This window comes from Cumulibacter manganitolerans (assembly GCF_009602465.1).
GTDB classification, from domain to species: Bacteria; Actinomycetota; Actinomycetes; order Mycobacteriales; family Antricoccaceae; genus Cumulibacter; species Cumulibacter manganitolerans.
In genome coordinates, this window is the sequence record NZ_WBKP01000020.1 from 24,649 (window position 1) to 49,769 (window position 25,121).

Annotated in this window: 19 protein-coding genes; 16 read left to right on the plus strand and 3 right to left on the minus strand. The window is 72.8% G+C overall.

The window, feature by feature from the left end; translation table 11 throughout:
* Nucleotides 1-82 precede the first annotated feature (82 nt).
* Nucleotides 83-1,060 carry an ATP-binding cassette domain-containing protein gene (locus F8A92_RS09335; RefSeq protein WP_228389321.1) on the plus strand — a complete coding sequence of 326 codons (978 nt, stop codon included), beginning with the start codon at nucleotides 83-85 and terminating at the stop codon, nucleotides 1,058-1,060.
* Nucleotides 1,057-1,914, plus strand: a complete 858-nt coding sequence (locus F8A92_RS09340) for an ABC transporter permease (RefSeq protein ID WP_153504894.1) — start codon at nucleotides 1,057-1,059, stop codon at nucleotides 1,912-1,914. Before F8A92_RS09335 ends, F8A92_RS09340 begins: the two co-directional genes overlap by 4 nt.
* On the opposite strand, the gene F8A92_RS09345 is transcribed toward F8A92_RS09340, so the two are convergent.
* Nucleotides 1,911-3,173 (minus strand): MFS transporter, encoded by a 1,263-nt coding sequence (locus tag F8A92_RS09345; RefSeq protein WP_228389322.1) that lies wholly within the window; start codon nucleotides 3,171-3,173, stop codon nucleotides 1,911-1,913. The two genes, F8A92_RS09340 and F8A92_RS09345, sit on opposite strands and share 4 nt — an antisense overlap.
* A 287-nt stretch (nucleotides 3,174-3,460) precedes the next feature.
* Here F8A92_RS09345 and F8A92_RS09350 point away from each other — a divergent pair, with 287 nt between their 5' ends.
* The 8 genes from F8A92_RS09350 to F8A92_RS09385 all read left to right on the plus strand — a co-directional run bounded on the left by F8A92_RS09350 (nucleotide 3,461) and on the right by F8A92_RS09385 (nucleotide 12,936).
* Nucleotides 3,461-6,049, plus strand: a complete 2,589-nt coding sequence (locus tag F8A92_RS09350) for a DNA translocase FtsK (RefSeq protein WP_228389323.1) — start codon at nucleotides 3,461-3,463, stop codon at nucleotides 6,047-6,049.
* A 29-nt stretch (nucleotides 6,050-6,078) separates the two neighbouring features.
* Nucleotides 6,079-7,494: a 30S ribosomal protein S12 methylthiotransferase RimO gene (gene rimO, locus F8A92_RS09355; protein WP_228389324.1), complete on the plus strand. Its 1,416-nt coding sequence runs from the start codon at nucleotides 6,079-6,081 to the stop codon at nucleotides 7,492-7,494.
* Nucleotides 7,494-8,108 (plus strand): CDP-diacylglycerol--glycerol-3-phosphate 3-phosphatidyltransferase, encoded by a 615-nt coding sequence (gene pgsA / locus F8A92_RS09360; protein ID WP_153504895.1) that lies wholly within the window; start codon nucleotides 7,494-7,496, stop codon nucleotides 8,106-8,108. The genes rimO and pgsA overlap by 1 nt, the downstream gene beginning before the upstream one ends.
* Nucleotides 8,109-8,264: 156 nt before the next feature.
* The gene (locus F8A92_RS19270; RefSeq protein ID WP_153504896.1) at nucleotides 8,265-8,588 is read left to right on the plus strand and encodes a helix-turn-helix domain-containing protein; all 324 of its coding nucleotides are present in this window, start codon (nucleotides 8,265-8,267) and stop codon (nucleotides 8,586-8,588) included.
* 7 nt (nucleotides 8,589-8,595) lie between these two features.
* Nucleotides 8,596-9,393, plus strand: coding sequence for a hypothetical protein (locus tag F8A92_RS09370; RefSeq protein WP_153504897.1), 798 nt, complete (start codon nucleotides 8,596-8,598; stop codon nucleotides 9,391-9,393).
* Between the two features lie 97 nt (nucleotides 9,394-9,490).
* Nucleotides 9,491-10,312, plus strand: coding sequence for a PspA/IM30 family protein (locus F8A92_RS09375; RefSeq protein WP_153504898.1), 822 nt, complete (start codon nucleotides 9,491-9,493; stop codon nucleotides 10,310-10,312).
* Nucleotides 10,313-10,348: 36 nt separating this feature from the next.
* On the plus strand, nucleotides 10,349-11,470 hold the full coding sequence (gene pspM / locus F8A92_RS09380) for a phage shock envelope stress response protein PspM (RefSeq protein WP_153504899.1): 1,122 nt from the start codon (nucleotides 10,349-10,351) through the stop codon (nucleotides 11,468-11,470).
* Between the two features lie 17 nt (nucleotides 11,471-11,487).
* Entirely contained in the window at nucleotides 11,488-12,936 is a 1,449-nt protein-coding gene (locus F8A92_RS09385) for a glycine hydroxymethyltransferase (protein WP_153504900.1), read from the plus strand.
* Here F8A92_RS09385 and F8A92_RS09390 read toward each other — a convergent pair whose 3' ends face one another.
* Nucleotides 12,937-17,427: an ATP-dependent helicase gene (locus tag F8A92_RS09390; RefSeq protein WP_153504901.1), complete on the minus strand. Its 4,491-nt coding sequence runs from the start codon at nucleotides 17,425-17,427 to the stop codon at nucleotides 12,937-12,939.
* Nucleotides 17,428-17,548: 121 nt separating this feature from the next.
* On the opposite strand from F8A92_RS09390, the gene F8A92_RS09395 reads away from it, so the two are divergent.
* From F8A92_RS09395 to rny, 5 genes are all read left to right on the plus strand, one after another.
* A complete protein-coding gene (locus tag F8A92_RS09395) occupies nucleotides 17,549-18,694 on the plus strand; it encodes an acyl-CoA dehydrogenase family protein (RefSeq protein ID WP_153504902.1) in 1,146 nt (381 codons plus the stop codon).
* Nucleotides 18,695-18,770: 76 nt separating this feature from the next.
* Nucleotides 18,771-18,965 carry a DUF3046 domain-containing protein gene (locus tag F8A92_RS09400; protein WP_153504903.1) on the plus strand — a complete coding sequence of 65 codons (195 nt, stop codon included), beginning with the start codon at nucleotides 18,771-18,773 and terminating at the stop codon, nucleotides 18,963-18,965.
* Nucleotides 18,966-19,160: 195 nt separating this feature from the next.
* Nucleotides 19,161-20,210: a recombinase RecA gene (recA, locus tag F8A92_RS09405; protein WP_153504904.1), complete on the plus strand. Its 1,050-nt coding sequence runs from the start codon at nucleotides 19,161-19,163 to the stop codon at nucleotides 20,208-20,210.
* Between the two features lie 4 nt (nucleotides 20,211-20,214).
* On the plus strand, nucleotides 20,215-20,733 hold the full coding sequence (locus F8A92_RS09410) for a regulatory protein RecX (RefSeq protein ID WP_153504905.1): 519 nt from the start codon (nucleotides 20,215-20,217) through the stop codon (nucleotides 20,731-20,733).
* Nucleotides 20,734-20,771: 38 nt separating this feature from the next.
* Nucleotides 20,772-22,700, plus strand: a complete 1,929-nt coding sequence (gene rny / locus F8A92_RS09415; protein ID WP_153504906.1) for a ribonuclease Y — start codon at nucleotides 20,772-20,774, stop codon at nucleotides 22,698-22,700.
* A gap of 13 nt (nucleotides 22,701-22,713) precedes the next feature.
* On the opposite strand, the gene F8A92_RS09420 is transcribed toward rny, so the two are convergent.
* Complete coding sequence (locus tag F8A92_RS09420) at nucleotides 22,714-23,586, minus strand: glutamate ABC transporter substrate-binding protein (protein WP_153504907.1); 873 nt, start codon at nucleotides 23,584-23,586, stop codon at nucleotides 22,714-22,716.
* A 72-nt stretch (nucleotides 23,587-23,658) separates the two neighbouring features.
* Here F8A92_RS09420 and miaB point away from each other — a divergent pair, with 72 nt between their 5' ends.
* Entirely contained in the window at nucleotides 23,659-25,119 is a 1,461-nt protein-coding gene (gene miaB, locus F8A92_RS09425) for a tRNA (N6-isopentenyl adenosine(37)-C2)-methylthiotransferase MiaB (RefSeq protein WP_153504908.1), read from the plus strand.
* Nucleotides 25,120-25,121 lie beyond the last annotated feature (2 nt).

Sequence of the window (25,121 nt, forward strand, 5' to 3'; positions counted from 1 at the left end):
TTGCCGCGGCCGGCCGGTCTGTACGTGCATGGTGAATCTGCAGGCCGAAAACATGTCGCCTCCGGTCTCTAGGGTGGGCTCCATGAGCACCCCGGCCATCGAGGCAGTCGATCTGGTGAAGCGCTTCGGCGACTTCACCGCCGTGCACGGGGTGAGCTTCTCCGTGCCGCAGGGGAGCGTCCTGGGCATGCTGGGGCCCAACGGCGCCGGCAAGACCACGACCGTGCGCATGATGACGACGCTCAGCGAGCCGACGTCCGGGTCCGCGCGGGTCGCCGGCCACGACGTGCAGCGCGAGCCGGACGCCGTGCGGGCGTCCATGGGGCTCACCGGCCAGGCAGCCTCGGTCGACGAGCTGCTCACCGGCCGGCAGAACCTCCGGCTGATCGGCGAGCTCTACGGGCTGTCGGCCAAGCAGGTCAGGTCGCGCGGCGACGCGCTGCTCGAGCAGTTCTCGCTCACGGACGCCGCCAATAAGGTCGTCAAGGAGTACTCCGGCGGCATGCGGCGGCGCATCGACCTCGCGGTGAGCCTGATCGCCGCCCCGCCGGTGCTGTTCCTCGACGAGCCGACCACCGGGCTCGACCCGCGCAGCCGCAGTGAGCTGTGGGACGTGCTGCGCGGCCTGGTGCGCGAGGGCACCACGCTGCTGCTGACGACGCAGTACCTCGAGGAGGCCGACCAGCTCGCCGACAACATCATCGTCATCGACCAGGGACGCGTGATCGCCGAGGGCACCGCGCTGCAGCTGAAGGACCAGTTTGGCGCCGCGCGGCTGGTCGTGACGGTCTCCGACGCTGCCCGGCTCGCGGAGGCGGTCGAGGTGGTCCGCGGCGTGAGCGCCGAGGTGCACGTCGACGAGAGCAGCCGCCGCATCACCGCACCCACCGAGGGGCTGTCCGCGATCACCACGCTGGCCGGCCGGTTCGACTCCCTGGGCATGGACCTCGACGACATCGGGCTGCAGCGGCCGAGCCTGGACGACGTCTTCCTGCACCTGACCGGCCACCGTGCCGACGACAACGAAGCGGCCGCCGACAGCTCGGAGGGGCAGCCATGACCGTCACCACCAGCACACCCACGGCGCAGCGCGCGCCGCAGACCCGCACCCAGCGCGCGTCCTACTTGCGGCAGGTCCGCACCCTCGTCTGGCGCAACCTCACGCACATCAAGCGGCAGCCGGAGATGCTCTCCGACGTCACGATCCAGCCGATCATGTTCGTGCTGCTGTTCGCCTTCGTGTTCGGCGGCTCCATCCAGACCGCGAGCGCGGCCGGCTACCGCGAGTGGTTGCTGCCCGGCATCATGGCGCAGACGATGGCGTTCTCGTCGTTCATCGTCGCGCTCGGGCTCAACAACGACCTCGACAAGGGCATCATCGACCGCTTCCGCTCGCTGCCGATGAGCAGCAGCTCGGTCCTCGTCGCGCGCAGCATGTCCAGCCTGATTCACTCCTCGATCGGCATCGTCGTGATGGCGCTGACCGGGCTGATCGTGGGCTGGCGCATCCGCGACGGCCTGGGCGCGGCGGTCCTGGGCTTCGCGCTGCTGCTGCTGTTCGGCTTCGGCATGATCTGGATCGGCATCCTCGTCGGCTCGGCCATGCGGTCCGTCGAGGCGGTCAACGGCGTGATGTTCTCGACGATGTTCCCGATCACGTTCCTGGCCAACACCTTCGCGCCGACCGAGAACATGCCCGGCGTGCTGCGCACCATCGCGGAGTGGAACCCCATCTCCGCGCTGGTCCAGGCGCTGCGTGAGCTGTGGGGCAATCTCGGCGGCGCGCCCACGCCGTCCTCCGCGGCATGGCCGCTGCAGCACCCGGTTCTCGTCTCCATCGGCTGGTCGGTGCTGATCGCGGCGGCCTTCGCGCCGCTGGCGTTGCGCGCCTACCGGCGCCGGACCACCGACTAGCCCGACGGCCCGCGGCGTGCGTCGGTACCGGCGCCGGCCGGTTCCGGTACCGACGCACGCCGCACGTCCGCGCGCGGCACCATGGGGAGCGCCACCGCGGCGAGGACACCGGACAGCGCGAACGTCGCCGCGTAGCCCGCGTGCTCGATCACGGCGGCGAGCAGCGGGGTGCTGGCCGCGACCATGAGGAACTGGCTGGTGTTCTGGATCCCGAGCGCACGTCCGCTCCAGAACGGACCGGCGTACTCGGCGACCGCCGTGAAGGCCAGCCCGTTGTCGGCGGTCGAGATGACCGTCACCGCCACCGCGAGGGTGACGGCGAGCGCGCCGGGCGCGCCCCACGCCTCCGCGCCGGCCAGGCCGAGCGACCCGGCGATCCCCGCCACGGCGACCAGTCGCAGTGGCCGCATGCGGGACCCGGTTCGGTCGGACAGCGCGCCGACCGCGATCCGCCCCGCCGCCCCGGCGATCTGCGCGACGGTCACGACGACGCCCGCGGAGGCCGGGTCCCACCGATGGCCGACCACCAGCCACACCAGCAGGTACGTCTGCATCAGCGCCTGCGGCGCCACCAGGAGCACCGATGCGGAGTGGATGCGCGGGAGGTACCGGGCGCCGCGATAGGGGCTGGTCACCAGCGCGCCCGAGCCGGGTGCCTGGCGCGCCGGCCGCGGGGGATCGGTGATGCACACCCAGGCGACGAGGGCCGCGAGGGCGTTGAGCGCCAACGGCACGAGCAGTGCGGCCGACACCCCGTGCGCGCGGGCCAGCAGCGGCATGCTGATCGCCCCGATCGCCGCACCGAGCGGCTGGGCCATCTGCCGGATGCCCATCGCCAGGCCGCGTCGGTGCACCGGGAACCACCCGACGACCACGCGGCCGCTGGCCGAGTGCGCGGCCGCGCTGGCCGCGCCGGCGAGCAGGAACCACGCCCCGGTGGCGACTGGGGAGCGGGCGGCGGCCGCCCCGGCCACCGCGAGGGCCGCGGCCCCGGCGCCGGCCGCGAGCACGATCCGCTCGCCGATCCGGTCGACCAGGGCGCCCCAGGCGATGAGGCTCACCGCGGTACCGAGCACCGGCATCGCGACGAGGACGCCGGCGGTGGTGAGCCGCATGCCGCGGTCGTCGTGCAACGCGGGGATGAGGAAGGCCACCCCCGCGGTGACCGTGGCCGAGGCGGCGGCGACCAGCACGCTCGCCGCCAGCACGCCCCACAACCGGGCCGGGATGGGGGCGGGGGAGCGGTCCACGGTGCGCACCCGTCCGAGCGTGCTCCCGGCTCCCGGCTTCTGGAAAGTGGTTCCACCATATGGAAAACGCAAACCGAGACACGGATGGGACAGGAGAGGTTGATGAGGCGTGATGAGGTCGGTGTGCACTAGGGTGAGTACCCATGGCAGCCCGTCAGGCTCCCGCCAGCAAGCCCACGCGTCGCTCGAACGCGCGGAGCGGGTCGACCCGCGCGCGTACGAACCGCAAGCCTGCCGGTGGTGGCTCTTCCCCTGACTCAGCCCGCACCTCCGAGGTCGGTGGCTTCCCGAAGCTGGTGATCGGACTCTTCCGCTCGCTGCTTCTGGTCTGGAGCACCCTCGCTCAGGCGGTGGCGGGAGTTTTCCGGATCGGTGAGCACCCCGCCGTGCTCCCGGACACCTCCCTGGAGGAGTCGTCGCGCGGCAAGACCGCGACCGAGATCGCCGACGACGCCCGCGACCGCGAGCTGTCCAAGCGCCGCGCGCGGCACCGCGACTCCGTGGGCCTGTTGCTCATCGCGGTCGCGGTCCTGGCCGCCGTCGGCGTCTGGATGGCGGCCGGCGGCGGTGTCGCCCTCGCGCTGGCGGACGCGCTGCTGTGGGCCATCGGCGGCGTCGCCGCCTTCGTCCCCATCGTGCTCGTCACCGTGGCGATGCGGCTGTTCCGCAGCGCCGGCGACCCCGAGGCGTTCGGCCGGCTGGCCGTCGGCTGGTCATGCGTGCTGCTGAGCGTCGTGGGGCTGTTCCACCTGGGCTTCGGTGCCCCGACGACCCAGGCGGAGATCACCCGCGCCGGCGGCACGCTCGGCTCGGTGGCCGGGCGCGCGTTCGCCGGCGGTGTCGTCGCCACGGTGCTGGGCGTTCTCGTGCTCACCGCGCTGCTGCTGTTCGGGCTGCTGGTCGTCACCGGGACGCCGCTGCGCATGATCCCCGCGCGGCTCGCGGACCTGCGGGCCTGGCTGCTCGGCCAGCACGCCGGGGAGGCCGAACCGGAGAGCGCGGCCACCGAGGCCGCCTCGGCCGGGCCCCGCCGTCGCCATCCGGCCACCCCGGACGAGCTCGACGACGACGACCTCTCGGCCGTCCGGCTGCGCCGCCCGTCGCGGCGCCGCCAGGCGTCGCAGACCGACACGGCCGAGAAGGCCGCCGACGCCGGCGACCTGCCCGGCCACACCGCGCCCGAGCCGGACGCCGACGAGGAGGAGTCCGCGCCGAAGCGCAAGTTCGGGCTGAAGAGGGCCGGCGCGAAGGACAGCGAGCAGCTCGAGCTGGACGGTGTCGAGGACGACAAGAGGGGTGCCGAGGCCGCGACCTCCGCGCAACCGGAGTTCGTGCAGGGGCCGCCGTCGAAGGACGCCCTCGATGCCAAGGCCGCGGCCATCGTCAAGCGCACCATCGGCGAGGACGGCAAGGAGTACGTGCTTCCCTCGCTGGGCAACCTGAACGTCGGCGGCGCGCACAAGACGCACACCAAGGCCAACGACGACGCGATCGCCGCGATCGGCGACGTCTTCGAGCAGTTCGGCGTGGACGCGGAGGTGGTCGGCTTCACCCGCGGCCCGACCGTCACCCGCTACGAGGTCGAGCTCGGCCCGTCGGTCAAGGTCAGCAAGATCAAGCAGCTGCAGGACAATATCGCGTACGCCGTCGCCAACTCGGCGATCCGTATCCTGGCACCCATCCCGGGGCGGTCCGCGGTCGGCATCGAGGTGCCCAACGCCGACCGCGAGTACGTGATCCTCGGCGACGTGCTGCGCGATGCGAAGGTCCAGGCAGACAAGCACCCGCTGCTGGTAGCGCTCGGCAAGGACGTCGAGGGCAAGTTCGTCACCGAGAACATCGCCAAGACGCCGCACCTGCTCGTCGCCGGCGCCACCGGCGGCGGAAAGTCCTCGGCCATCAACTCCATGCTGGTCTCGTTGCTCGTGCGCGCGAGCCCGGACGAGGTGCGCCTCATCCTGGTCGACCCGAAGATGGTCGAGATGACGCCGTACGAGGGCATCCCGCACCTCATCACGCCGATCATCACCGACCCGAAGAAGGCGGCGACCGCCCTGGTGTGGCTGGTGGAGGAGATGGAGCACCGCTACCAGGACATGCAGGCGTCCCGCGTGCGGCACATCGACGACTTCAACCGCAAGGTGCGCAGCGGCGAGATCACCGCGCCGCTCGGCAGCGAGCGCGAGTACCGGCCCTACCCGTACATCGTCTGCGTCGTCGACGAGCTCGCCGACCTCATGATGGTCGCGCCGCGGGACGTCGAGGACGCGATCGTGCGGATCACCGCCAAGGCCCGGGCGGCCGGCATCCATCTCGTGCTGGCCACCCAGCGGCCGTCCACCGACGTCGTGACCGGGCTCATCAAGACGAACGTGCCGTCCCGGCTGGCGTTCACCACCTCGTCCGGCACCGACTCGCGGGTCATCCTGGACCAGAACGGCGCCGAGAAGCTCACCGGCAAGGGCGACGGTCTCTACCTGGGTCCGGGCGCCGGGTCGACCATCCGGCTGCAGGGCGCGTACGTCGACGACGCGGAGATCGAGAAGGTCGTCGCGCTGGTGAAGGAGCAGCGCGAGCCGGAGTACCGGGACGAGGTGCTCACGGCCGGCGCGCAGGAGAAGAAGGAGATCGACGGCGACATCGGCGGTGATCTGGACCTCGCCTGCGAGGCCGCCGAGCTGATCATCACCAGCCAGCTGGGGTCCACCTCGATGCTGCAGCGCAAGCTGCGGGTCGGCTTCGCCAAGGCGGGCCGGCTGATGGACATCCTGGAGACGCGCGGTGTCGTGGGTCCGTCCGAGGGCTCCAAGCCGCGCGACGTGCTCGCCAAGCCCGAGGAGCTGCCCGAGGTGCTCGCGGCGCTTCGTGGCGAGTCCGACGGCTAGTGCCCGCGCGGCCTACTACTGTGGGTCCGGTGAGTGAGATCAGTACACCTCGGCGGGTCAGCGTCGTGACGATGGGCTGCGCCCGCAACGACGTCGACTCCGAGGAGCTCGCCGGCCGGCTGGCCGAGCGCGGCTGGGCGCTCACCGAGGACGACGCCGACGTCGTGGTGGTCAACACCTGCGGCTTCATCGACGCGGCGAAGAAGGACTCGATCGACGCCGTGCTGGCCGCGGCCGACTCCGGCTCGAAGGTGGTCGCCGTGGGGTGCCTCGCGCAGCGCTACGGCAAGGACCTCGCCGAGCAGCTCCCCGAGGCCGACGCCGTGCTGTCCTTCGACGACTACAGCGACATCTCCGACCGGCTGGACGACGTGCTCGCCGGGAAGCCGCTGGTCCCGCACACCCCGTCCGACCGCCGCACGCTGCTGCCGATCGCCCCGGTGGAGCGCCAGCAGGCGCGAGTGGCGACGCCCGGCCACGGCGACGACCGGCGCGGGCGCCCCGCCAGCGGTCCGCGCGTGCTGCGCAGCCGGCTCGTCGGCGGCCCCACCGCCTCGCTCAAGCTCGCCTCCGGGTGCGACCGGCGGTGCACGTTCTGCGCCATCCCGTCGTTCCGCGGCTCGTTCATCTCCCGACGTCCCGAGGACGTCCTCGACGAGGCCCAGTGGCTGGCCGACGACGGTGTTCGCGAGATCGTGCTGGTGAGCGAGAACTCCACGTCGTACGGCAAGGACCTCGGGGACGTCCGGCTGCTCGAGAGCTTCCTGCCGCGCCTGGCCGAGGTGGAGGGCATCGAGCGCATCCGGGTCGCGTACCTGCAGCCTGCCGAGATGCGTCCCGGGCTGCTCGAGGTGCTGCTGGGCACGCCGAAGCTCGCGCCGTACCTCGACCTGTCCTTCCAGCACTCCAGCCCGCGCGTGCTGCGGCGCATGAAGCGCTTCGGCTCGACCGACGCCTTCCTCGGCCTGATCGAGCAGGCCCGCGCGCTCGCGCCCGAGGTCGGCGTTCGCACCAACGTCATCGTGGGCTTTCCCGGGGAGACCGACGAGGATCTCCTCGAGCTCGAGCGGTTCCTCACCGAGGGCCGCCTGGACGCCGTCGGCGTGTTCGGCTACTCCGACGAGGAAGGCACCGCCGCGGTGGCGCTGGACGGCCACCTCGGCGCCGGCGAGATCGCCGACCGCGTGGAGCGGGTCACCGCCCTGGTCGACGAGCTGAGCGCGCAGCGCGCCGAGGACCGCCTCGGCGAGCACGTCGTCGTGCTCGTCGAGGACGTCGACGGCGACCTGGTCGAGGGCCGCGCGGCCCACCAGGGTCCCGAGGTCGACGGCACGACGGCGCTCACCGGCGCCGGGGCCGCGCGGGCGCGGATCGGCGACCTCGTGCCGGCCACGATCATCGATACGGACGGAGTCGACCTGGTCGCCGAAGCCCAGGGCGCCTGATGGTCGACGCCGACCGTACCGACCCCCGCCCCCGGGTCAGCATCTACAACATCGCCAACGCCCTCACCGTCCTGCGCATCGCGCTGGTGCCGGTGTTCGTGTTCGCGCTCCTGCAGGACGACGGCGCCGCGACCTCCTGGCGCTGGATCGCCGCCGGGGTGTTCGCCCTCGCCATCGCCACCGACAAGCTCGACGGCGACCTGGCCCGCAAGCACGGCCTAGTCACCGACTTCGGCAAGATCGCCGACCCGATCGCCGACAAGGCGCTGATCGGCTCGGCGCTGGTCGGGCTGTCGGTGGTGCACCTGCTGCCGTGGTGGGTGACCCTCGTGATCATGACGCGCGAGCTCGGGATCACGCTGCTGCGCTTCCTGGTGATCCGCCACGGCGTCATCCCCGCCAGCCGGGGAGGCAAGGCCAAGACGTTCGTCCAGTCGCTGGCCATCTGGCTGTACATCATGCCGGTGGGCGGCGCGGTGGGGACCGTGCGGTGGTGGCTGATGGGGGCGGCGATCGCGCTGACCGTGGTCACCGGCCTCGACTACGTCGCGCGCGCCGCGCGGCTCGCCCGGGGCGCGTCCGCGGCCCGCGCCGACGCCGCGCCCAACGGCTGACCCGGCACCGCCCTGCCCGGGAACACCCGGCGCGGACGGCGCGTTGCATACTTACGTCCCCACCCTCACCCGGCGCGACCGGGGTAGTGTCGTGGGTGAGCGTCACCCCCACGGCCGGTCGGCCTGGGCGACGCTCGACACATACAGGAGGTCCACTTGCTGCTTCTTCGCGAAGTCCTCGGAAGCAACCTGCGTGCCCATCGTGAGCACCAGAAGCGCTCGCTGCGCGACGTATCCGCGGCGGCACGCGTCAGCCTGGGCTACCTGTCGGAGATCGAGCGCGGCCGCAAGGAGGCGTCCTCCGAGCTGCTCGCGTGCATCTGTGACGCGCTCGACCTCGAGCTGGCCGACCTGCTGGGCGACGCGTCGACCGACCTGCGGCACGCCGCCTTCCTCGGCGAGAACGCCGAACGTCCGGCCCCGGCGGCGGAGGTCCGCCTGGTGTTCGGGCAGGACGAGCGCGAGGTCGTCCCGGTCTAGCCGCGCCATGGGTGCCAAGTCCACTTTCCTCGACCCCCTCGCCGGGGCGCTCGGGGCCGCCGCGGGCGTCGGCTCGTTCCTGCTGATCCCCGGTGCCGCCGCGGCCATCCCGGCCGCGATCGGCATCGGGGCGCTGGTCTACGGGGCCAAGCTGGCGGTCTCGGCCCTCGGTAGCCGACGGCCTGCCGACAAGCCGCCCGTCGGTGCGGGCGCCGACGCCACCGCCGCGCCCCGGGTCAAACGCGGCTCGGCGACCGAGACCTGGCAGTCCCGCGGCGCCAAGGCAGTGCGCGGCATCGCCGACCTGGCCGCCGCGGCCGGCACGCCGCCGGTGATCCGTGGGCAGCTCGAGAACGTGGCCCTCGAGGCCCGCGACTCCCTCGTCGTGCTGGACCAGCTCGCCGAGCAGTCCGCCGGCGTCGAGGCTTCGCTGGACCGGATGCCGGCGTCGTCCCTGCGCGACCAGCGCGCTCGGCTGGCCGGCGCCTCGCCGCCGCCCGGCTCGCCCGAGGCCGCCGAGCTGCAGCGGGCGCTCGATGCGGTCGTGGCCCAGCAGCGCACGGTGGACCGCCTCGTCGCCGCCCGCGCCGGGCTGCTGGCCCGGATGGAGTCGATCGTGCTGGGGCTCGAGCAGCTGCAGAGCGAGATGAACGAGACCGTCGCCGTGAGCCTGGCCGCCGGCGACGAGGCCGGCGCCGGGGGCGAGCAGCACCTGCGTGACCTCTCCGACCAGCTGGCCGGTCTGCGCGCCGGTCTCGAGGAGACCCGGCGCTACACCGCCGAGGTGCTGGGGCCGCAGTCCTGAGCCCGCGGCGCGGCCGCTCGCGTCGTCGGCGCGATAGCATCGGCTGCGAGCGACCACACAGCCACTGATCACCCATCGACCGGGAGGATGCGCCGCAATGGCCAACCCATTCGTGAAGTTCTGGAAGTACCTGATGGCCGCCTTCGGCGCCAAGGTGGATCAGGTCGCCGACCCCAAGATCCAGATCCAGCAGGCCATCGAGGACGCGCAGCGCCAGCACCAGGCCCTCTCGCAGCAGGCGGCCGCGGTGATCGGCAACCAGCGACAGCTGGAGATGAAGCTGACCCGGCAGATGAGCGAGGTCGAGAAGGCCGGCGCCAACGCGCGGCAGGCGCTGACGCTCGCCGACAAGGCGCGCGCCGAGGGCAACGTGGAGAAGGCGCAGGAGTACGAGCAGACCGCGCAGGCGTTCGCCACCTCGCTGGTCGCCGCCGAGCAACAGATGGAAGACCTCAAGCAGATGCACGACCAGTCCCTGGTCGCCGCGCAGAAGGCGAAGGAAGCCGTCGAGCAGAACGCCTATCGGCTGAAGACCAAGCTGGCCGAGCGCACCAAGCTGCTCAGCCAGCTCGAGCAGGCCAAGATGCAGGAGCAGATCTCGGCATCCCTCAACCGCATGGGCGAGCTGTCCGCGCCGGGCAACGTGCCGTCCCTCGACGAGGTGCGCGACAAGATCGAGCGCCGCTACGCCAACGCTCTGGGCGCCTCCGACCTCGCCGAGAGCTCGGTCGAGGGCCGCATGATGGAGGTCGAGCGCTCGACGCTCGACATGGCCGGTCAGGCCCGTCTCGATCAGCTGCGCGCCAGCATGGGCGGCAGCAAGCTGGGCGGCCAGGCCGCGCCGACGGCCGAGCCCGCACAGCCGGCGCCGGCGCAGCCGAACGCCCCGCGCCGTGAGGCAGAGGGCGGCCTGCGCTAGGCGCCGACGGCGCACCACCGGACAAGGATGATCACGATGACCGCAGGACGGCCGGGAGGCGGCAACAACAACCTCTGGCGTGACCTGGCGGCCGTCGTGGTCCAGGAGGTCTCCGACCGGCTGCGGGCCGGCGCGGAGCAGGCGCGCACCCGGTTGGAGTCCAGCGATCGCAGCCGGCCGCTCCCGCCCCCCGCGCCGTCCGCCCCGCCGGCGACGAGCCTCGGCGGTGAGCTGAAGAAGCTCGTCGAGCAGGGCATCCGCGCGACGACCAGCCAGATCGTCGAGCACCAGAGCGAGAAGGAGCGCCGCCGCGCCGAGCAGCCGATGCGGCGCGCCCAGGCGCGGGCGACCGGGGCACGCGTGGGCGCCGGAGTGCTCGGCGGGTTCGCCGCCATGACGCTGGTCGGTGGCGTGAGCGCGCTGGCCGCGGACCAGCCCGTGCAGGCCATTCCGCCGGTGGTGATCACGGTGGGCGCCGGTGCCGGCGCCGCCGCGCTCGTGCGGCGCGGCAGGGCGCACCAGCGGGAGGCCGACGCCCACGCCAAGCGGCTGGGCGCGGCGTCGGCGTCGGCGGTGTCCCTGCACGGCGCGTCCGCCTATACCGTGCCGCTGCCGCCGCAGACCTCTCGGGCGTACGAGCCGACCCGTCGGCTGATCGCGCAGAAGGCGGCGCTGGCCGAGCTGCTGCCGGACGTCGAGGAGATCGCCCCCGAGCTGGGCCCCCTCGCGGTGGAGTCCGAGCGGACGCTGTCGGGGTACGCCGGCCGGATCGTCAAGCTCGAGCGCGCCCAGGCCGCGGCGGGCGGCTCCGGCGCCCTCGACGGGCCCCTGACCCGTGCGGTCGAGCAGTACGTCGACGGCGTCGAGGCGCATCAGAAGCTGGTCGAGGCGGCCGCCACCGTGCTGGCCGAGCTCGCCTCGCCGCACGTGCCGCACGCCGCGTACGACTCCATCACCGAGGCGGCCGACCGGCTGCAGGGCCTCGCCGAGGGCCTGCGCCAGGTGCGCCACGACATCCCCATCGGCGACCTGCCGACCATGCGCCGGCCGCCGCTGCACCGCGAGGGGCCGGCTGCGGCACCCACCGACGGGTCGCCACGGAGCCCGGCGCCGCGCAGCGCCGCACCCCGCAACCGCCGCCGGGACGTCGCCGGCTGAGCGATATCCTGTGGCGCATGACGGACTCCCAGGACATCGCCGCAGCCTCCTCGCAGATCTACCGCAGCGCCCTCGACATCATCGGCGGAATCGACCCGCGGATCGCCGATGCGACGCGCAGCGAGCTCACCGACCAACGCGCCTCGCTCAAGCTCATCGCCAGCGAGAACTACGCCTCGCTGCCGGTCCTGATGACGATGGGCACCTGGCTCAGCGACAAGTACGCCGAAGGCACCGTCGGCCACCGCTTCTACGCCGGCTGCCAGAACGTCGACACCGTCGAGTCGGTCGCGGCCGAGCACGCCCGCGAGCTGTTCGGCGCACCGTACGCCTACGTGCAGCCGCACTCCGGCATCGACGCCAACCTGGTCGCGTTCTGGGCGATCCTGGCCCACCGCGTCGAGGCGCCCGAGCTGGCGCGGTTCGGCGCCAAGAACGTCAACGACCTCACCGAGGACGACTGGGAGCAGCTGCGCGGCAAGCTCGGCAACCAGCGGCTGCTCGGCATGTCCCTGGACGCCGGCGGCCACCTGACCCACGGCTTCCGGCCCAACATCTCCGGCAAGATGTTCCACCAGCGGCAGTACGGGACCGACCCGCAGACCGGCCTGCTCGACTACGACCAGGTCGCCGCCACCGCCCGCGAGTTCAAGCCGCTGATCATGGTGGCCGGCTACTCGGCGTACCCGCGGCGCGTCGACTTCGCGAAGATGCGCGAGATCGCGGACGAGGTCGGCGCCACCTTGATGGTCGACATGGCGCACTTCGCCGGCCTGGTCGCCGGCAAGGTGTTCACCGGCGACGAGAACCCCGTCCCGTTCGCGCACGTCACGACCACCACCACCCACAAATCGCTGCGCGGCCCGCGCGGCGGCATCGTCCTCGCCCAGGAGGAATACGCCTCCTCGGTCGATCGCGGCTGCCCGATGGTCCTCGGCGGTCCGCTGTCGCACGTGATGGCAGCGAAGGCCATCGCGCTCGCGGAGGCTCGCCAGCCGGCCTTCCAGACCTACGCGCAGAACGTGGCGGACAACGCGAAGTCGTTCGCCGACGGGCTGATGAAGCGCGGCGCCAAGCTCGTCACCGACGGCACGGACAACCACCTCGTGCTGCTCGACGTGTCGTCGTTCGGGCTCACCGGCCGCCAGGCGGAGTCCGCCCTCCTGGACGCCGGCATCGTGACCAACCGCAACTCGGTCCCGGCCGACCCCAACGGCGCCTGGTACACCAGCGGCATCCGCTTCGGCACGCCGGCGCTGACCACCCGCGGCTTCACCGGCGACGACTTCGACCGGGTCGCCGAGCTCGTGGTCGACGTCCTCGAGGGCACTCAGCCCGGGACGACCAAGGCGGGCGCGCCGTCGAAGGCGTCGTACACCCTGGCCGACGGCGTGGCCGAGCGCACCAAGGCGGCGGCCGCGGAGATGCTCGACGTGCACCCGCTGTACCCGGGCCTGGAGCTCTAGCTAGGACCGCAGCCGCAGCCCACGCGGGGTGACGCGGAACCCCGCGTCGGTCAGCGCGCCGGCGAGCGGACCGTGGATGTCGATGCCGTCGCCGTCCGCGCGCTGGACGTGCAGGCCGTCGACGGCCCCCGCCGAGACGGACGCGGCGAGCGCCTTCGCGGCGGCGGCGAGCGTCGCGGGCTCCTCGGTGAAGCTCAGCAGCGTCTTTCCGCCACGCTCGACGTACAGCGCGAGGACGCCGTCGTGCAGCACCACGAGCGCACCGGCCTTCCTCGCCGGCCGGTGCCGCGAGGCCTCGCCGTCCGGACCGCGGCCCTCGGGCCAGGCGAGCGCCGCGCCGTACGGGTTCGCGGGGTCGCTCGCAGCGAGCACCAGCGTCTCGCCGTCGACGGCGTCGGCGCGCAACCGGTCGACCGCGCCCGCGGCGGCGAACTGGGCGGCCCCGAGCCCTTCGATGAAGTAGCCGCGGCGCAGCCGCCCGGCGTCCTCGTACGCGGCGAGCACGGGGTAGAGGGCCGCGAAGCCGCCGGGCACGTCCTCGGCCTGCACGGGCCCGCGGGTGAGCACGCCGTACCGCTCGACGAGCACGTCGCACACCAGCTGGGCGGTGGCATCGTCCGGATCGGCGCGCGGCACCGGCGACCAGCGACCGCTCACCGACGGCGGGCTGGGCGTCGCGATGCGGGTCCGGGCGCGGCCGTGCCGCGACCGGCGGGTCGCGGCACGGCCGGTGCCCCGCTGGGCGAGCCGCGCCCGCAACGGAGCGAGGGTGTCGTTGGTCAGGTGCCCGGCCCACACGAGGCGCCACAGCGCCTCGACGATGTCCTTCTCCGGCGTCGTCGCGTCGTCCTCGCGCAGCTGCGCGAGGATCTCCCGGAAGAAGCTGGCCGGCCGGGTGCGCGCCGCGGCGAGCACGGCGGTCTCCAGCGGGTCGGTGACGGGTTCCGGCGGCGGCAGGAGCCCGACGAGGTCGGTGGGCAGCAGCCGCAGGTAGCCGTCGGCACCGGACGAGCCGGCCCCCACCCACAGCAGGTCGCCGGCGGCCGTGAGCTCGTCGAGCAGGGCGGGGGAGTAGCCCACCACGCGGGCGGGCAGCACGAGGGACTCCCACGCCGAGGCCCCGACGACGGCGCCGGCGAGCTGCTCGACCACGGCGAACACGCCGTCGGCGCCCCGGTGCGCCCGCTGGCCGACGCCCTGCCACGCGGTGAGGAACCGGGCGTAGGCGACGTGGCTGACCGGTTCGACCTCCGCGCGCGAGCGCGCCAGCGACCGGCGCCGGATGCGCCGCAGGACGTCGACGTCGCACCACTCCGAACCGGTCACCCCTGGGGTCAGCTCGCCCTTGGTGATCCGGTCGTCGGCGGCGAGCCGCTCGAGGGTGCGCCGCGCCACCGCCTCCCCGATGCCGAACCGGGCCGCCACCTGGGCGGTGGTGAACGGCGGGTGCGTGCGCGCGAACCGCGCGACCAGGTCGCCCAGCGGGTCGGGCAGCACGGCGGTGAACGCCTCGGGCACCCCCACCGGCAGCGCGATGCCGAGAGCGTCCTGGAAGCGTCCGGCGTCCTCGATCGCGACGAACCGCTCGTCGCCGGCGATGCGCAGCGCCAGCGCCCGCCGCTCGCCGACCAGCGCGGCCCCCCACGCCGGGTCCGCGCCGCGCGCGGCCAGCTCGTCGGCGGTGAGGTCGCCGAGCTCGCGCAACGCGTCGGCCAAGGCCTCCAGCGACCCGATGGCGCGTTCGGGGGCGAGCCGCTGCAGGGCCGCGCCCACCTCGTCGATCGCATCGGGGTCGAGCAGCTCGCGCAGCTCGATCTGGCCGAGCAGCTCGCGCAGCAACGACAGGTCGAGCGACAGCGCGCCCGAGCGGCGCTCGGCGAGCGGCACGTCATCTTGATAGATGAAGCTCGATACGTAGCCGAACAGCAGGGACTGCGCGAACGGCGAGGCGCTCGAGGTCTGCACCTCGGTCAGCGCGATCGTGCGGCGCTCGATCTGGGTGAGCAGGTCGATCAGGCCCGGTACGTCGTAGACGTCCTGGAGGCACTCGCGCAGCGTCTCGAGGATGATCGGGAAGTCGTCGAAGCGGGCGGCGACCGTCAGCAGCTGGGAGGAGCGCTGCCGCTGCTGCCATAGCGGCGACCGTTTGGCCGGGTCGCGGCGCGGCAGCAGCAGCGCGCGGGCGGCGCACTCCCGGAACCGGCTGGCGAACAGCGCCGAGCCCATGAGCTGCTCGGTGACCAGGCGCTGCACGTCGCCGGGGTCGACCAGCACCAGGTCGAGGTCCGGTGGCGTGCCGGTGGTGTCGGGGACCCGCAGCACGATGCCGTCGTCGCCGTGCATCGCCTGCGCGTCGGCGCCGTACTCGCGCTCGAGCCGCGCACCGATGATCAGCGACCAGGGTGCGTTGACCTGGTCGCCGAACGGCGAGTGCACGATCACCCGCCAGTCACCCAGCTCGTCGCGGAAGCGCTCGACGACGATCCGGCGGTCGTGCGGCACGACGCCCGTGGCGACGCGCTGGGCCGCGACGTACGCGTGCAGGTTCTGCACCGCGTAGCCGTCCAGGTTGGCCAGCGCAGCCGGCTCGCGCCCGGCGTCGAGCTCGCGCAGGAACGCGCCGATCGAGCGGCCCAGCGGCAACGGCCGGCCTTGCGACTCCCCGGTCCAGAACGGCATCCGGCCCGGCACGCCGGGAGCCGGGACGACGAGCACGCGGTCGTGGGTGATCTCCACGATCCGCCACGTCGAGGTGCCGAGCAGGAAGACGTCGCCGACGCGCGACTCGTACACCATCTCCTCGTCGAGCTCGCCGACGCGACGACCGCCGCGTTCGTCGCCGGCGATGAACACGCCGAACAGCCCGCGATCCGGGATCGTGCCGCCGGAGGTGACCGCGAGCCGCGCCGCGCCGGGACGCCCACGGACCCGGTCGGTCAGCCGGTCCCACACGATGCGCGGGCGCAGGGAGGCGAACTGCTCGCTGGGGTAGCGGCCCGCGAGCATGTCGAGAACGGCGTGCAGCAGCGGCTCGGGCAGGTTGCGGTACGGCGCGGCTCGGCGGATCAGGTCGAACAGCTCGCCGACGGCGTACTCGGCGTCGGCGAGGATCGCGACGATCTGCTGCGCGAGGACGTCGAGCGGGTTGGCCGGGATGCGCAGGGGCTCGAGGTCGCCGGCGTACATCCGGTCGACGACGACGGCCGTGCTGACCAGGTCGCCGCGGTGCTTCGGAAAGAACACCCCCTCGCTGCGGACGCCGACCTGGTGCCCGGCTCGCCCGACCCGTTGCAGGCCCGAGGCCACGGACGGCGGAGACTCGACCTGGACCACCAGGTCGACCGCGCCCATGTCGATGCCGAGCTCGAGGCTGCTGGTCGCGACGACGGCCGGCAGCGTCCCGGACTTCAGGCCCTCCTCGGCGATGAGCCGCTGCTCGCGGCTGACCGACCCGTGGTGGGCACGCGCCACGACGTGCTCGTCGTCGCCGCCGTGCCCCAGACCGCTCTGCGCGATCATCTCGGCCGGGAACGCCGCCTCCCCCGCATCGCCGCCGGCCTCCGCCGCGGCCCGCTCGTTGAGCCGGGCGGTGAGCCGCTCGGCGGCCCGCCGCGCGTTGGCGAACACGATCGTCGACCGGTGGCTGCGCACCAGGTCGTAGACGGCGTCCTCGACCGCCGGCCAGATCGAGCGCCGCAGGTGCCCGGACGAGTCGGACTGGTCGGACAGGTCGGCCATGTCCTCGACCGGGACGACGACGCGCAGGTCGAGGCCCTTGTCGCTCGGCGGTGCCACGACGGTCGCCTCGCGGCCCGAGCCGGCGAGGAAGGCGGCGACCTCGTCGACCGGGCGCACCGTCGCCGACAGCCCGATGCGCTGCGCCGGCCGCTCCAGAAGCGCATCCAGGCGCTCCAGCGACAGCGCGAGATGCGCACCGCGCTTGGTGCCGGCCAGCGCGTGGATCTCGTCGACGATGACCGTCTCGACACCGCGCAGCGCCTCCCGGGCGCCGCTGGTCAGCAGCAGGAACAGCGACTCCGGGGTGGTGATGAGGATGTCGCCCGGCGCGGTGGCGAACCGGCGCCGGTCGGCCGCGGGCGTGTCGCCGGTGCGGGTGCTCACCCGGACCGGGCTGGTCGTCGAGCCCAAGCGGGCTGCCGCGTTCTCGATGCCCACCAGCGGCGCGGTCAGGTTGCGCTCGACGTCGGCGGCGAGCGCCTTCAGCGGCGAGATGTACACGACGCGGCAGCGGCGGCGCGGCTCCGCGGGAGGCGCCTGGGTCAGCACCCGGTCGATCGCCGACAGGAAGGCCGCCAGCGTCTTGCCCGAGCCGGTCGGCGCCACGACGAGCGCGTGGTCGCCGCCGGAGATCGCCCGCCAGGCCGCCGCCTGCGCGGGCGTCGGCGCCCGGAACGCGGCGGCGAACCACGCCCGGGTGGCGGGCGCGAACCCCTCGAGCGCGTCGACGGGGCCGGGATCGTGGGCGGGCATTCCCTCATCTTGCCCGCCGCCACCGACATCGGTCGTCGGCGGCCTCGGGAGCGGGGCGGGCGGGGCCGGCGGATAGAGTGCGCTCTGACCTGGAGCGGCCATCGTGGAAGGACGAGCGCGCATGAACGACACGCTGTACGACGCGGAGCACGAAGCCTTTCGGGAGAGCGTGCAGGCGTTCTACGCCAAGCACGTCTATCCGGCGTACGAGCAGTGGGAGAAGGACGGCCAGATCGACCGGGAGGTGTGGCGCGAGGCCGGCCGCGCCGGGCTGCTGGGCACCGACGTGCCCGAGGAGTTCGGTGGCGGCGGGATGAGCGACTACCGGTTCAACGCGATCATCGGCGAGGAGGCCAACCGCGAGTCGACCCCCGGGTTCGGGATCACCCTGCACAACGACGTCGTCGCGCCGTACCTCACCGAGCTCACGACCGACGAGCAGAAGAAGCGCTGGCTGCCCGGGTTCTGCAGCGGCGACCTGGTGACCGCGATCGCGATGACCGAGCCGGGCACCGGATCGGACCTGCAGGGGATCCGCACCACCGCCAAGGACGACGGCGACGCCTTCGTGCTCAACGGCTCGAAGATGTTCATCACCAACGGCATCCTCGCCGACCTCGTCCTCGTCGTCGCCCGCACCGAGCAGGACGCGCCCGGGTCGAAGTCGCTGAGCCTGCTCGTCGTCGAGCGCGGCATGCCCGGCTTCGAGCGCGGTCGGAACCTCGACAAGATCGGCCTCAAGAGCCAGGACACCGCCGAGCTGTTCTTCGACAACGTGCGGGTGCCGAAGGAGAACCTGCTCGGTGAACGCGGCCGCGGCTTCTACCACCTGATGCACAACCTGCCCCAGGAGCGGCTGACCATCTGCGTCGCCGCGATGGGCGCGATCGACGGCATGATCGCCCACACCCTGGAGTACGTGAAGGGCCGCAAGGCGTTCGGGCAGCCGATCGGCTCCTTCCAGAACACCCGGTTCGAGCTCGCCGACATGGTCACCTCCGCGCAGGTCGCCCGCTCGCACCTCAGCGCGATGATCACCAGCCACAACGCCGGCGAGCTCACGGCGGTCGACGCGGCCGGCGCCAAGGCGTGGTTCAGCCGGCTGCAGAATCAGACCGCCGATCGCTGCCTGCAGCTGCACGGCGGCTACGGATACATGAACGAGTACCCGATCGCGCGCTACTTCCGGGACGCCCGCGTGCAGTCGATCTATGGCGGCACCAACGAGATCATGCGCGAGATCGTCGGGCGCTCGCTCGGCCTGTAGGACGCCGCACCGGCGGGGATTGCGGCGATACTGGTGGTGCCGACGCCGACGGCGTCACTGGGTGAAGGGCGGGTACATGCGGCTGACTGACTTCTGGGAGCGGATGACCGCGTACTTCGGGGCCGAGTACGTCGGCTCGGTGGCCCAGGACCACGTGCTGTCCTCGCTGGGCGGACGCACCGTCGTCGAGGCGATCGAGGCGGGCATCGAGACCAAGCAGATCTGGAAGGCCGTGTACGAGGCCTTCGACATCCCGTACGCGCTGAAGTAGCCCGGCGTGTCGCGATAGCACAAGCGTACGTCGTACAGTTGTTCGTATAGGCTGATGTCCACAGGGCGCCGAGCTATCCACCGGCACCCAGCGCACCAGAATTTTGTCGGGGCCGGTTCGTAGCGTGGAGCCCGCACGAAACCACACCGGCTTCCCCGGCCGCCGCCGGGACAACTCGAGCTAGAGGGGCACGACATGGCAGCAGGAATGGACCGCGAGAAGGCGTTGGACAACGCGCTCGCGCAGATCGAGAAGTCGTTCGGCAAGGGGTCGATCATGCGGCTCGGGGACGACCAGCGCGCCCCGGTCGACGCGATCCCCACCGGCTCGCTCGCCCTCGACGCCGCACTGGGCATCGGCGGCCTGCCGCGCGGCCGGGTGATCGAGATCTACGGCCCGGAGTCCTCCGGCAAGACGACCGTGGCGCTGCACGCCGTCGCCAACGCGCAGAAGGCGGGCGGCATCGCGGCCTTCATCGACGCCGAGCACGCGCTCGACCCCGTCTACGCCAAGGCGCTGGGCGTCGACACCGACGCGCTGCTGGTCAGCCAGCCGGACACCGGCGAGCAGGCGCTGGAGATCGCCGACGTGCTGATCCGCTCGGGCTCCATCGACGTGCTGGTCATCGACTCGGTCGCCGCGTTGGTGCCGCGGGCGGAGATCGAGGGCGAGATGGGCGACAGCCACGTGGGCCTGCAGGCCCGGCTCATGAGCCAGGCGCTGCGCAAGATCACCGGTGCGCTCTCCCAGTCGGGCACGACGGCGATCTTCATCAACCAGCTCCGCGAGAAGATCGGCGTGATGTTCGGCTCCCCGGAGACCACCACCGGCGGTCGCGCGCTGAAGTTCTACGCGTCGGTGCGCATCGACGTCCGCCGGATCGAGACGCTGAAGGACGGCGGCGACGCGGTCGCCAACCGCACGCGGGCGAAGATCGTGAAGAACAAGGTGGCCGCGCCGTTCAAGCAGGCCGAGTTCGACATCGTCTACGGCGAGGGCATCAGCCGCGAGGGCTCCATCATCGACCTGGGCGTCGAGCACGGCATCATCCGCAAGGCCGGCGCCTGGTACACCTACGACGGCGACCAGCTGGGCCAGGGCAAGGAGAACGTGCGCCGGTTCCTGCGCGACAACCCCGAGCTCACCGACGAGCTCGATCTGCGGCTGCGGGAGAAGCTGGGCCTGATCCGTACCCAGGACGAGGACTCGCCGGACCAGATCGCCCCGGCGCCGGTCGACTTCTAGGCCGATGGTGGCCGACGCCGACCGCGCGGAGGAGCACGCCTTCGGCTATTGCCTCCGGCGGCTCACCTCCGCGGCGCGCACCGAGCACGACCTCGCCGGCAAGCTGCGCGAGCGCGGCTACGAGGACGGCGTCGTCGACGCCGTCCTCGGCCGCCTCCGGCGCCTCGGCTATGTCGACGACGCCCAGTTCGCGGACCAGTGGGTGCGCAGCCGGTCGCGCTCGAAGGCGTTGGCCGCGCCGATGCTGCGGCAGGAGCTGCGTCGCAAGGGCGTCGACGAGGAGCTCATCGAGGCGGCGTTGCGCGACGGCGTGGACAGCGACGACGACGCCCGGGCCCTGGCGCTGCTGCGCCGCAAGCTCCCGGGCGTCCTGCCGGCGGAGCGGTCCGAGCTCGACCGGCTCAAGCGCCGGCTCGGCGGGATGCTCGCGCGCAAGGGATACGACGGCGCCCGGGTGTGGCGGCTGGTCGACGCCGCGCTGTCCGAGACGGGTCAAGTTGCCTCCGTCCCGACGGACGAATAGCCTCGATCGACGGTGCCACTGCCGATGAAGGAGGCCGGATGCCGACCGCGCTCACGATCGCGCTGCTGCTGGCCGTGCTGGTGCTCATCGGCTGCGTGATCTACTTCGGGCGCAGGCTGCAGGCCCCGACGCCGGCCGACGCGAGCGGGCCCGGTGACGGGCCGGCGCCCGCCGCGCCGTCCGAGCCCGACCGCGCGCCGGAACCGCACCGCCCGATCTCGGCGGCCGAGCGCGACGAGCTCGTCGCCCAGGGCCACGCCGACGGCCTGGCCGAGGGCCACGCGGCCGGCTACGCGCAGGGCCGCCGCGCCGGGCGCAACGAAGCCAAGGCGGCTGCGCTGGTGGAGGCGCGCCTCGCCGCCAAGCGCCAGGTCAACGCCGAGTTCGACGTTGCGGCTCGCGAGCGCATCCGCGCCGAGCTCCAGGATGAGGTGCGCGATGAGATCCGCGACGAGCTGGAGGAGGAGGTCGAGGCCACCCGCCGGGCCGCACTCGCCGACGCCAAGGCCACGCGCGCGGCGGCGCAGGGCATCCGGGCGCGCATCGACGGCGAGCTGGCGGCGGCGCGCCGCGACGCCGAGCTGGAGATCAGCGAGCTGATGCTCACCAGTCGGCAGGACGCCGAGCGGGAGGCAGGTCGCATCCTCGGCCGGGCTCGCGAGCTGCAGAGCGACGTGGAGCGCCGCGAGCAGCGCATCATCGAGCGCGAGGAGCGCCTCGACGACGAGCTCGGGCGGGTGGACGCCCGAGTGGTGGAGCTGCGCCGTGCCGAGGCGAGCGCCACCGAGCGCGAGGCCGCGCTGGCCGAGCGCGAGGAGCGGGCGCGCGCCGAGCTCGAGCGCATCGCCGGGCTGACGGCGAGCGAGGCCCGCGACGAGCTGATCGCGGCTCACGAGTCGGCCGCCCGCAGGGAGGCTGCGGCGCTGAGCCGGCGCATCGAGCAGGAGGCCACCGAGCAGGCCACCGCGCGGGCGAAGGTGATCGTCGCCGACGCGATCGCCCGGGTCGCCAGCGAGCAGACCGCCGAGAGCGTCGTCACCGTGATCCCGCTGCCCAGCGACGACATGAAGGGCCGGATCATCGGGCGCGAAGGGCGCAACATCCGCGCCTTCGAGCAGGCGACCGGGGTCAACCTGATCATCGACGACACCCCCGAGGCGGTGCTGCTGTCGAGCTTCGACCCGGTCCGCAGGGAGGTCGGGCGGCTGACGCTGAGCCGGCTCGTCGCCGACGGGCGGATCCATCCGCACCGCATCGAGGAGGCCTACGAGCGCAGCCTCCAGGAGGTCGACGAGGTCTGCGCCAAGGCCGCCGAGGACGCCCTGCTCGAGGTCGGGATCGACGACCTGCACCCGGAGCTGAAGAAGCTGCTGGGCCGGCTGCGGTTCCGGACGTCCTATGGCCAGAACGTCCTGCTGCACCTGGTGGAGACCGCGCACATCGCCGGCGCCATCGCCGGTGAGCTGGGCATCCCGCCCGAGCTGGTCAAGCGCGGTGCGTTCCTGCACGACATCGGCAAGGCCGTCACGCACGAGGTGCAGGGCTCGCACGCGCAGATCGGGGCCCGGCTCGCCGAGCGCTACGGCGAGGCCCCGGAGGTCGTGCACGCCATCGAGGCGCACCACAACGAGGTCGCGCCACAGACCGTCGAGGCGGTGCTGACCCAGGCGTCGGACTCGTGCTCCGGCGGCCGGCCGGGCGCGCGCCGGGAGAGCGTCGAGGCGTACGTCGAGCGGCTGGAGCGGATCGAGAAGATCGCCGCACAGCGCGACGGGGTGGAGAAGGTGTTCGCGATGCAGGCCGGCCGCGAGGTCCGCATCATGGTGCGCCCGAGCGAGGTCGACGACGCGGGGGCGCACCAGCTCGCCAAGGACGTCGCGAGCCAGATCGAGGCCGAGCTGACCTACCCGGGACAGATCCGGGTGACGGTGGTCCGGGAGTCCCGAGCCAGCGAGGTGGCCCGCTGAGACCCGCGTCGCGCTAGCCGGTCGGGCAGTCGTCCGGGCGCGGGGGGATCGGCGCCACGATCCCCGACTTGCCCAGCGTCGACTCGAAGGCCGCCTTCCACACGCCCTGGTCGTACGCCTCGAGGATGGTCGCGCGCAGGAACCTGCACATCGCGATGTCGCCGTGCCGGTAGCCGATGCCGTAGCGCTGGGTCGTGAACGGCTCGCCCACGATGCTGAGGCTGTTCGGGTGCGCCTCAAGGAACCCCGCGAGGATCGCCCCGTCGGTCGACACCGCGTCGAGGTCGCCGGCGAGCAGCGCGTCCACGCAGGCGGCGTACGACGTGTAGGCCTTGGTGATCGCGCCGTGCGCGACGAGCGCCTTGTCGGACTCCGACGACGCGACCGAGCAGACCGTCTTGCCGTCGAGGTCCTTCAGGCCGGTGATCGGCGAGCCGTCGCGGACCATGATCTGCTGGCCGGTCACGTAGTACGGACCGATCTGGCCGACGACGGCGGCGCGCTCGTCGGTCATCGTGTAGGAGGCGATCACGAGGTCGACCTTGTTGCCGGTGAGCGCACCCTCGCGGTCGTAGGTGTCCATCGGGACCCACTGGATGCCCTGCTCGGGGATGCGCAGCTCGCCGGCGACGAACCTCGCCAGCTCGATCTCGAAGCCCTCCGGCGGCTGGCTGGCCGGTGCGCCCGGCGGCCGGTAGCCCAGGCCCGGGACGTCCGTCTTCACGCCGATGCGCACCGTACCGCCGGCGGAGAGCGCCGACATCGTGGTGCCGTCGGCGAACGTCTCCGGCCGGTCGCTCGTCGCGGCCGGTGGGGTCGACGGTGTCGCACAGGCGCCCAGTGCGGCGATCGCCGCGGCGGCGATCGCCTGGAGTGCTCTGCGCACCGTCCCTCCGATCCTCGACGTGGTCCATCATCGTAACGACTGCTCCGAGGCGACGCGTACCCTAGACGGGCTATGAGCATCGATCACCGTCCCGCGCGCACGTACGAGATCAAGACGTACGGCTGCCAGATGAACAACCACGACTCCGAGCGGCTCGCCGGGGTCCTGGAGAGCAACGGCTACGCGCCGGCGCGCCCGGGGGAGCAGGCCGACGTGGTCGTGTTCAACACCTGCGCCGTCCGGGAGAACGCCGACAACAAGCTGTACGGCAACCTCTCGCATCTCGCGCCGATCAAGCGCGCGCGTCCCGACCTGCAGATCGCGGTCGGCGGCTGCCTCGCGCAGAAGGACAAGCAAAGCATCGTCGATCGGGCGCCGTACGTCGACGTCGTGTTCGGCACGCACAACGTGGGCTCGCTGCCGGCGCTGCTGGACCGCTCGCGGCACAACAAGCGGGCGGAGGTGGAGATCCTCGAGTCGTTGGAGCAGTTCCCCTCCTCGCTGCCGGCCAAGCGCGAGTCGACGTACGCCGGCTGGGTGTCCATCTCGGTCGGCTGCAACAACACCTGCACGTTCTGCATCGTGCCGGCGCTGCGGGGCCGCGAGCGCGACCGACGCCCCGGGGAGATCCTCGCCGAGGTCCGGGCGCTGGTGGCCGACGGCGCCCTCGAGGTGACGCTGCTGGGCCAGAACGTCAACGCCTACGGCGTGGAGTTCGGCGACCGCTCGGCGTTCGCGAAGCTGCTGCGCGCCTGCGGCGGCATCGAGGGCCTGGAGCGGGTCCGGTTCACCTCCCCGCACCCGCGCGACTTCACCGACGAGGTGATCGAGGCCATGGCGCAGACGCCGAACGTCTGCCCGCAGCTGCACATGCCGCTGCAGTCGGGCTCGGCCGACGTGCTGAAGCGGATGCGCCGCTCGTACCGCCCGGACCGGTTCCTGTCCATCATCGACCGGGTGCGCGAGCAGCTGCCCGACGCGGCGATCACCACCGACATCATCGTCGGGTTCCCGGGCGAGACCGACGCCGACTTCGAGGCCACCCTCGAGGTCGTGCGGCGCGCCCGGTTCGCCAGCGCTTTCACCTTCCAGTACTCCCCGCGGCCGGGGACGCCCGCCGCGACGATGGACGCCCAGGTGCCCAAGCCCGTCGTGCAGGAGCGCTACGAGCGGCTGGTGGCGCTGCAGAACGAGATCAGCTGGGCGGAGAACCGCGCGCTCGTCGGGCGTGAGGTGGAGCTGCTGGTAGCGGTCGGCGAGGGGCGCAAGGACGCCGACACGCACCGGATGAGCGGGCGCGCCCGCGACGGGCGGCTGGTGCACTTCACGCCGACCGGCAACGCCGTGGACGGCGTGATCCGGCCGGGCGACGTGGTCGGCGCGACGGTGACGTACGCGGCGCCGCACCACCTGAACGCGGACGCCGATCTCGTCTGGCACCGGCGTACGCGGGCCGGTGACGCGCACGAGGCGGCGACCGCGGCCCCCGCGCCGGGCGTCCTGCTCGGCATGCCCACCGTCCGCCGCGGCTGAGC

What these genes read in the sequence shown, in the direction of transcription:
- F8A92_RS09335 (WP_228389321.1), top strand. Translation starts at nt 83, where the DNA reads ATGAGCACCCCGGCCATCGAGGCAGTCGATCTGGTGAAGCGCTTCGGC.
- F8A92_RS09340 (WP_153504894.1), top strand. Translation starts at nt 1,057, where the DNA reads ATGACCGTCACCACCAGCACACCCACGGCGCAGCGCGCGCCGCAGACC.
- pgsA (WP_153504895.1), top strand. Translation starts at nt 7,494, where the DNA reads ATGGTCGACGCCGACCGTACCGACCCCCGCCCCCGGGTCAGCATCTAC.
- F8A92_RS09370 (WP_153504897.1), top strand. Translation starts at nt 8,596, where the DNA reads ATGGGTGCCAAGTCCACTTTCCTCGACCCCCTCGCCGGGGCGCTCGGG.
- F8A92_RS09375 (WP_153504898.1), top strand. Translation starts at nt 9,491, where the DNA reads ATGGCCAACCCATTCGTGAAGTTCTGGAAGTACCTGATGGCCGCCTTC.
- pspM (WP_153504899.1), top strand. Translation starts at nt 10,349, where the DNA reads ATGACCGCAGGACGGCCGGGAGGCGGCAACAACAACCTCTGGCGTGAC.
- F8A92_RS09385 (WP_153504900.1), top strand. Translation starts at nt 11,488, where the DNA reads ATGACGGACTCCCAGGACATCGCCGCAGCCTCCTCGCAGATCTACCGC.
- F8A92_RS09390 (WP_153504901.1), bottom strand. Translation starts at nt 17,427, where the DNA reads ATGCCCGCCCACGATCCCGGCCCCGTCGACGCGCTCGAGGGGTTCGCG.
- F8A92_RS09395 (WP_153504902.1), top strand. Translation starts at nt 17,549, where the DNA reads ATGAACGACACGCTGTACGACGCGGAGCACGAAGCCTTTCGGGAGAGC.
- F8A92_RS09400 (WP_153504903.1), top strand. Translation starts at nt 18,771, where the DNA reads ATGCGGCTGACTGACTTCTGGGAGCGGATGACCGCGTACTTCGGGGCC.
- recA (WP_153504904.1), top strand. Translation starts at nt 19,161, where the DNA reads ATGGCAGCAGGAATGGACCGCGAGAAGGCGTTGGACAACGCGCTCGCG.
- F8A92_RS09410 (WP_153504905.1), top strand. Translation starts at nt 20,215, where the DNA reads ATGGTGGCCGACGCCGACCGCGCGGAGGAGCACGCCTTCGGCTATTGC.
- rny (WP_153504906.1), top strand. Translation starts at nt 20,772, where the DNA reads ATGCCGACCGCGCTCACGATCGCGCTGCTGCTGGCCGTGCTGGTGCTC.
- miaB (WP_153504908.1), top strand. Translation starts at nt 23,659, where the DNA reads ATGAGCATCGATCACCGTCCCGCGCGCACGTACGAGATCAAGACGTAC.